Raw genomic sequence first — 6,249 nt, 5'->3', positions numbered from 1 at the left:
CTGGAAGCTCGGCCTGTTCGACGGCGACTTGCATGGCCTCGATTTCTCGACATGGGCGCTGCTCGGCTGGCTGCCTGCCGCCTTCCTCGGTCTTCTCGCGTGGCGGCCGGTGCGCCGTGCCGTGGTGACGCGCCCGGCGTTCAAGATGGTCAAGCGCGTGCTGCCGCCGGTGTCGAAAACGGAGCAGGAGGCGCTCGACGCGGGCACCATCGGCTTCGACGCCGAAATCTTTTCGGGCCGCCCCGACTGGAACAAGCTTCGCGCCGTCGATCCCGTTGTGCTCACGCCCGAGGAACAGCATTTTCTCGATCACGAGACCGAGGAGCTTTGCAAGAAGCTCAACGATTGGGACATTCGCCACAACCGCCACGGCATCCCCGACGACATCCTCGCCTTCATCCGCGAGAAGGGCTTCCTCGGCATGCTCATCTCGAAGGAGCATGGCGGGCTGGGCTTTTCGCCTCAGGCGCAGTCGCTCATCCTCGGCAAGGTGTCATCGCGCAACCCGGACGCGTCCATCGTCGTCATGGTGCCGAATTCGCTCGGGCCGGGCGAACTGATCGAAGAGTTCGGCACCGACGAGCAGAAGAAGCGCTGGCTCGAACCGCTGGCGAAGGGCAAAGAAATCCCGTGCTTCGCGCTGACAAGCCCCTCGGCCGGGTCGGACGCCGCCGCCATGCGCGACGTGGGCTATGTCACGCGCGGCACCTATGACGGCAAGGAGACGCTCGGCATCCGCGTCACCTTCGACAAGCGCTACATCACGCTCGCGCCCAAGGCGACGCTCGTCGGCCTAGCGTTCCACCTGTTCGACCCCGAAAACATCCTCGGCAAGGGCGACGATATCGGCATCACGCTGGCGCTGATCCCCGCCGACCATCCGGGCGTCGAAATCGGCACGCGGCACCTGCCTGCAGGTTCGTCCTTCCCCAACGGGCCGGTGCGCGGCACCGACGTGTTCATCCCCATCGATTGGGTCGTCGGTGGCAAGGACCGCGTGGGCCAGGGCTGGCGCATGCTGATGTCGTGTCTCGCGGCGGGGCGCGCGATCTCGCTTCCGGCGTCTGCCACGGCGGGCGCGAAGCAACTGCTGCGCGTAACGAGCGCCTACGCCCGCGTGCGCAAGCAATTCTCGATCCCGATCGGGCGTATGGAGGGCATCCAGGAGAAGCTCGCCGACATCGTCGAAACGGCCTACACGCTCGAAGCGGCGCGCGCGGTGACGTCCGCTATGATCTCGGCCGGCGCGAAACCCGCCGTTATTTCCGCCATCATGAAATACCAGTCGACGGAGCGGATGCGGAAGGCGCTAGACGCGGCGCTCGACATCCACGGCGGCAAGGGCATCTGCGACGGGCCGAAGAATTATCTGCAAGCGGCGTTCCAGATCTCGCCCGTGTCGATCACGGTGGAAGGCGCGAACATCCTTTCGCGCAGCCTCATCGTGTTCGCGCAAGGGGCGCTCCGCTCGCATCCCTATCTCTATTCCGAAATCGAGGCCGCGCAGAACCCGGACCACGCGAAGGGCTTCGCCGCTTTCGAGGACGCGTTCGAGAAGCATGCGGCGTTTTCGGTGTCGAACGTCTTCGGCACGGCGTTCCACAACATCACGGCGGGCATCTTCGCGCGCTCGCCCATCAATGCGCCGGTGCCCTATTATTATGCACAGCTTGAGCGCGCGGCGACCAACTTCGCGCTGGCCGCCGACTTCTCGGTGATGACGCTCGGCGGCGGCCTCAAGGTGAAGCAGCGCCTCACGGGGCGGCTGGCCGATGCGCTCTCGGAGCTTTACTTCATCGCCTGCCTGTTGAAGCGCTACGAGGACGACGGCGCACTGCCGACGGAGCGGCCGGTGTTCGATTATGCGGTGAAGTCGGCCTTCCACCGCTTTTACGCGGCGCTCTCGGACGCGTTCGACAATTACCCGTCGAAAGGCGGCGGCTATTTCCTGCGTGCGCTCGTCTTCCCGGTCGGCAACCACTGGGCAAAGCCGTCCGATGCGCTCGCGAAGGAAGTTGTGACGGCGGTGCTGGAGCCGGGCGAGCTTCGCGACCGTCTTACGCGTTACATCTATGTGTCGAAGGATGAGAACGATTCGACCGGCGTGCTCGAAGCGGCGTTTCTGAAGACGTTCGTCAGCGAGGACGCGGACAAGAAGCTTGATAAAGCCGTGCGTGCGGGTCTCGTGAAGCGTTATCTCGGCAACGACTGGTTCAAGGAGGCCGTGGACAAGGCGATCCTCACGCCGACCGAGGCCGATGCGTTGCGGGAGGCGGAGCGGCTCGTGGCAAAGGTGATCGCGGTGGACGATTTCGAGCCCGCAGAGCTTGAGCCACATTACGCGAGCGCGGCCCGGAAAGGCGCACAAGCGGCGCAGGACAAGCGCGCGCCCGACCTTGTCAAGGCGGATGCGCCCGCCGCCGAATAATACCGAGGCGGCGCAGGGTCGCCGCATCCCGCCCTTTCGCGCGGGGCACAAAGACGAACGAGGGAGTAGGAACGGACATGTCAGCCGATATCGCGAACCTCAAGCATTGGCAGTACACGATCGATCTCGAAAGGATCGCCTGGGCGGTCTTCGACGTGAAGGGACAGTCGCACAATACGCTCGGCCGGGAGCAGTTCGAGGAACTCAACCGGATCGTGACCGCAGTGGCGCACGGCGCGCAGGATCGCACCGTGCGCGGCCTCGTCATCATGTCCGGCAAGGACAAGAGCTTCATCGCGGGCGCGAACATCAAGGAGTTCGACGACCTCAAGACCGAAGAGGACGTGATCGAGGCGGTACGCGCAGGCACAGCCGTGTTCGACCGCATCGAGGCGCTGCCCGTGCCTGTGGTCGCTGCGATCAACGGCGCGTGTCTCGGCGGCGGCCTCGAATTCGCGCTCGCCTGTCATTACCGCATCGCGACGCGCGAGGACGCCACTCGCATCGGCCTGCCCGAGGTGAAGCTCGGCATCATTCCGGGGCTGAACGGCTCGGCGCGGTGGCTGCGTCAGGCTGGCCCGATGAGCGCGATGCCGCCGATGCTCGCGGGCAAGCTGCTGCGGCCGGGGCAGGCGAGGGCGACGGGTGCCGTCGATCAACTCGTGCCGACGCGCCATGAGCTGAAATGGGCCGCGCGCAAGGCTGTCCTCAAGAACGCGCACTCGCAGCCGTCGCGCGCATGGCAGCCGCTTCTCATGTTCGAGCCGGGGCGCGCCTTCCTCGCGAACCGCATGCGCAAGGAAACCGCCGCCAAGGTGCGCGCCGAGCATTACCCCGCGCCGTTCCGCCTCATCGACCTGTTCGAGAAACACGGCGGCAGCTTTGACGACATGAAGCGCGCCGAGACGAAATTTTTCGCGCCGCTGATGATTTCCGACCAGTCGCGCAATCTGCGCCGCGTGTTCCGTCTCTCGGAGATGCTGAAGGCCGAAGCGCCGAAGGATGGCTGGCGTCCGGCGCGCGTGCATGTGATCGGCGCGGGCACCATGGGCGCGGATATCGCCATGGCGTGCGTTCGCGAAGGCATGGAGGTTTCGCTTCAGGACAATTCGCCCGAAGCGGTGGAGAAGGCGTTGAAGCGGGCGGATGCGTTCTTCAAGAAGCGGATGCGCTCGCCGCTCGAAGCCGAGAAGGCGAAGGCGCGGCTTCTGGCCGACCCGCAGGGCGCGCAGATCCACCGCGCGGATGTGGTGATCGAGGCGATCTACGAGAATCTCGATGCGAAGCGCGCGGTCTTCGCCGAGGTCGAGCCGAAGCTGAAGCCGGGCGCGCTGCTCGCCACCAACACCTCGTCGCTCAAGATCGAGGACATCGCGTCCGCGCTGCAAGATCCGTCGCGCCTCATCGGGCTGCATTTCTTCAACCCCGTCGCCGTGCTGCCGCTCGTCGAGGTGGTGCGTGGCGCGGAGAGCCGCGAGGAGGAAATCCGGCGCGGCGCGGCCTTCGTGACACGCATCGGCAAGCTGCCGCTCATCGTGAAATCGTCGCCGGGCTTCCTCGTGAACCGCACGCTCGCACCCTATATGTTCGGCGCGATGCAGAAGCTCGCCGAGGGCACGCCGAAGGAGAAGATCGACGCGGCGGCTGAAGAATTCGGCATGCCGGTCGGGCCGATCGAGCTTGTCGATATCGTCGGCCTCGACGTGGCGCTGAGCGTCGCAAAAATCCTCAACCTTCCCACGCCGGACGACCACCCGCTGATGCAACTCGTCGCTGAGAAAAAGCTCGGCAAGAAGACGGGCGAAGGCTTCTACAAATGGGTGGACGGCAAGCGCGAGAAGCCGGCCACCGCGCCGAATTTCGCCAAGGCCGATCTTTCGGTGCTCGGCCGTGAGCTGATCGCGCCGCTGATCGATGAGAGCGAGAAGGCGCTGGCCGATGGCGTCGTGGCGGATGCCGATCACGTGGACGCGGGCGCGGTGTTCGGCGCGGGCTTCGCGCCGTTCCGTGGCGGGCCGCTGCATTATCGCGCGTCGCTCAACACGAAGCAAAACGGCGCGGCGAAGACGGGCGGCGAGCCGGTTCACGCGGGATGATCGCATTTAGAGTGCTAGAGCGGCTTAATCCACATCCAACTGGACGCGGGCCGCTCTAGACGGCGAAGCTTTCGGGCGCGGTCGCGCCAAGACCACGACACGCGCCAAGACCACAACAGATGTGCGGGGAGACTTCCATGGGTGAGACATTGCGCAAGGTGGCCGTGATCGGCGGCATCCGCACGCCCTTCTGTCGGGGCAACACGGGCTATGACGACCTGACCAACCTCGACTTGCTCACGGCGGCGCTGAACGGGCTCGTCGAGAAGTATCATCTTCAGGGCGAGCATATCGACGAGGTGGTGGGCGGCGCCGTCGTCACGCATTCGCGCGACTTCAACCTCACGCGCGAGGCGGTGATCGGCACCAAGCTTTCCGAGGATACGCCGGGCATCTCGCTGAGCCAAGCCTGCGGCACGAGCCTTCAGGCGGCGCTCGGATCGGCGGCAAAGATCGCCATCGGCGCCATCGACAGCGCCATCGCCTGCGGCACGGACACTGTGTCGGATCCGCCGATCGAGCTGAAGCGCGCACTCGCGAAGCGGCTTGCCAAGGTGTCGAGCGAGAAAACCGTCAAGGGCAAGGCGACGTCGCTTCTCTCCGGCTTTTCGCTCGGCGACATCTCGGTCAACCCGCCTGCTGTCGCGGAGCCGCGCACCGGCCTTTCCATGGGCCAGCATTGCGAACTCATGGCGAAGGAGTGGCAGATCCCCCGCGACGAGCAGGACAAGCTCGCCTATGAGAGCCACAAGAATGCGGCGGCGGCCTACGATGCGGGCTTTCTCGACGATCTGCTCGTGCCGACGGCGGGCGTCTACCGCGACAACAATTTGCGCCCCGACATCAGCCTCGAAAAGCTCAGGAGCCTGAAGCCCGCCTTCGACAAGGACGGCGGCACGCTCACGGCGGCGAACTCTACGCCGCTCACGGATGGCGCGTCGGCGGTGCTGCTGGCGTCGGAGGACTGGGCCAAGGCGCACGGCCTGAAGCCGCAAGCCTGGCTCACTTTCGGCCAGCATTGGGGCATCGACTTCGTGGACGCAGGGAAGGGCCTCCTCATGGCGCCGACCATCGCCGTGTCGAAGATGCTCGACCGCGCGGGGCTTACCTTGCAGGATTTCGACTTCTACGAGATCCATGAGGCGTTCGCCGCGCAGGTGCTGTGTACGCTGAAGGCGTGGGAAGACGCAGACTATTGCAAGACGATGCTCGGCAAGGACAAGCCGCTCGGCTCCATCGACCGCTCGAAGCTGAACGTCAAGGGATCGAGCCTCGCCTACGGGCACCCATTCGCAGCGACGGGTGCGCGCATCATCGCGCAGCTTGCGAAGATCCTCGAAGAGAATGGCGGCGGACGCGGGCTGATTTCCATCTGCACGGCGGGCGGCATGGGCGTCTGCGCGATCCTCGAACGCCCGCGCGACGATATTCGCGCCGAACAGACGAAGCCCGCGCATGAGGACGAACCGGCCGAGCCCAAGGCGACGGAAGCCGAGACCGCCCGCGCCGAGGTCGCGCCGCTCCCGGCGTGCGTGCCCGACGAGCAACCCGCGCCGCCCGAGGTGCCCGGCGATCCGACGAGCGAGGCCGTCCGCAAGCAGCTTTACTGATGGGGAGGGCGGGCGCCCGCCCTTCTTCTTCAGCCTCGCCATATCGGTTCGGGTAAACATCGCCGCCCTGAGCGTCCTTCTCCAACGGAACGCGCCGCCGGATAGGTGCATCAAC

At 65.6% G+C, this 6,249-nt stretch carries 3 protein-coding genes; all 3 read left to right on the top strand.

Going from position 1 to position 6,249, the window contains the following annotated elements:
* Positions 1-2,428, top strand: a 2,428-nt coding sequence (locus T281_RS06725; protein ID WP_037236138.1) for an acyl-CoA dehydrogenase, incomplete at its 5' end; no start/stop codon positions are given.
* 77 nt (positions 2,429-2,505) lie between these two features.
* On the top strand, positions 2,506-4,524 hold the full coding sequence (locus T281_RS06720) for a 3-hydroxyacyl-CoA dehydrogenase NAD-binding domain-containing protein (RefSeq protein WP_037236135.1): 2,019 nt from the start codon (positions 2,506-2,508) through the stop codon (positions 4,522-4,524).
* A gap of 137 nt (positions 4,525-4,661) precedes the next feature.
* Positions 4,662-6,134 (top strand): acetyl-CoA C-acetyltransferase, encoded by a 1,473-nt coding sequence (locus T281_RS06715; RefSeq protein WP_052037197.1) that lies wholly within the window; start codon positions 4,662-4,664, stop codon positions 6,132-6,134.
* The last annotated feature ends 115 nt before the right edge of the window (positions 6,135-6,249 follow it).

Source organism: Rhodomicrobium udaipurense JA643 (assembly GCF_000636015.1).
GTDB classification, from domain to species: Bacteria; Pseudomonadota; Alphaproteobacteria; order Rhizobiales; family Rhodomicrobiaceae; genus Rhodomicrobium; species Rhodomicrobium udaipurense.
The sequence above is the reverse complement of the archived record's forward strand: the minus strand, read 5'-3'. Positions and strand labels throughout refer to the sequence as shown.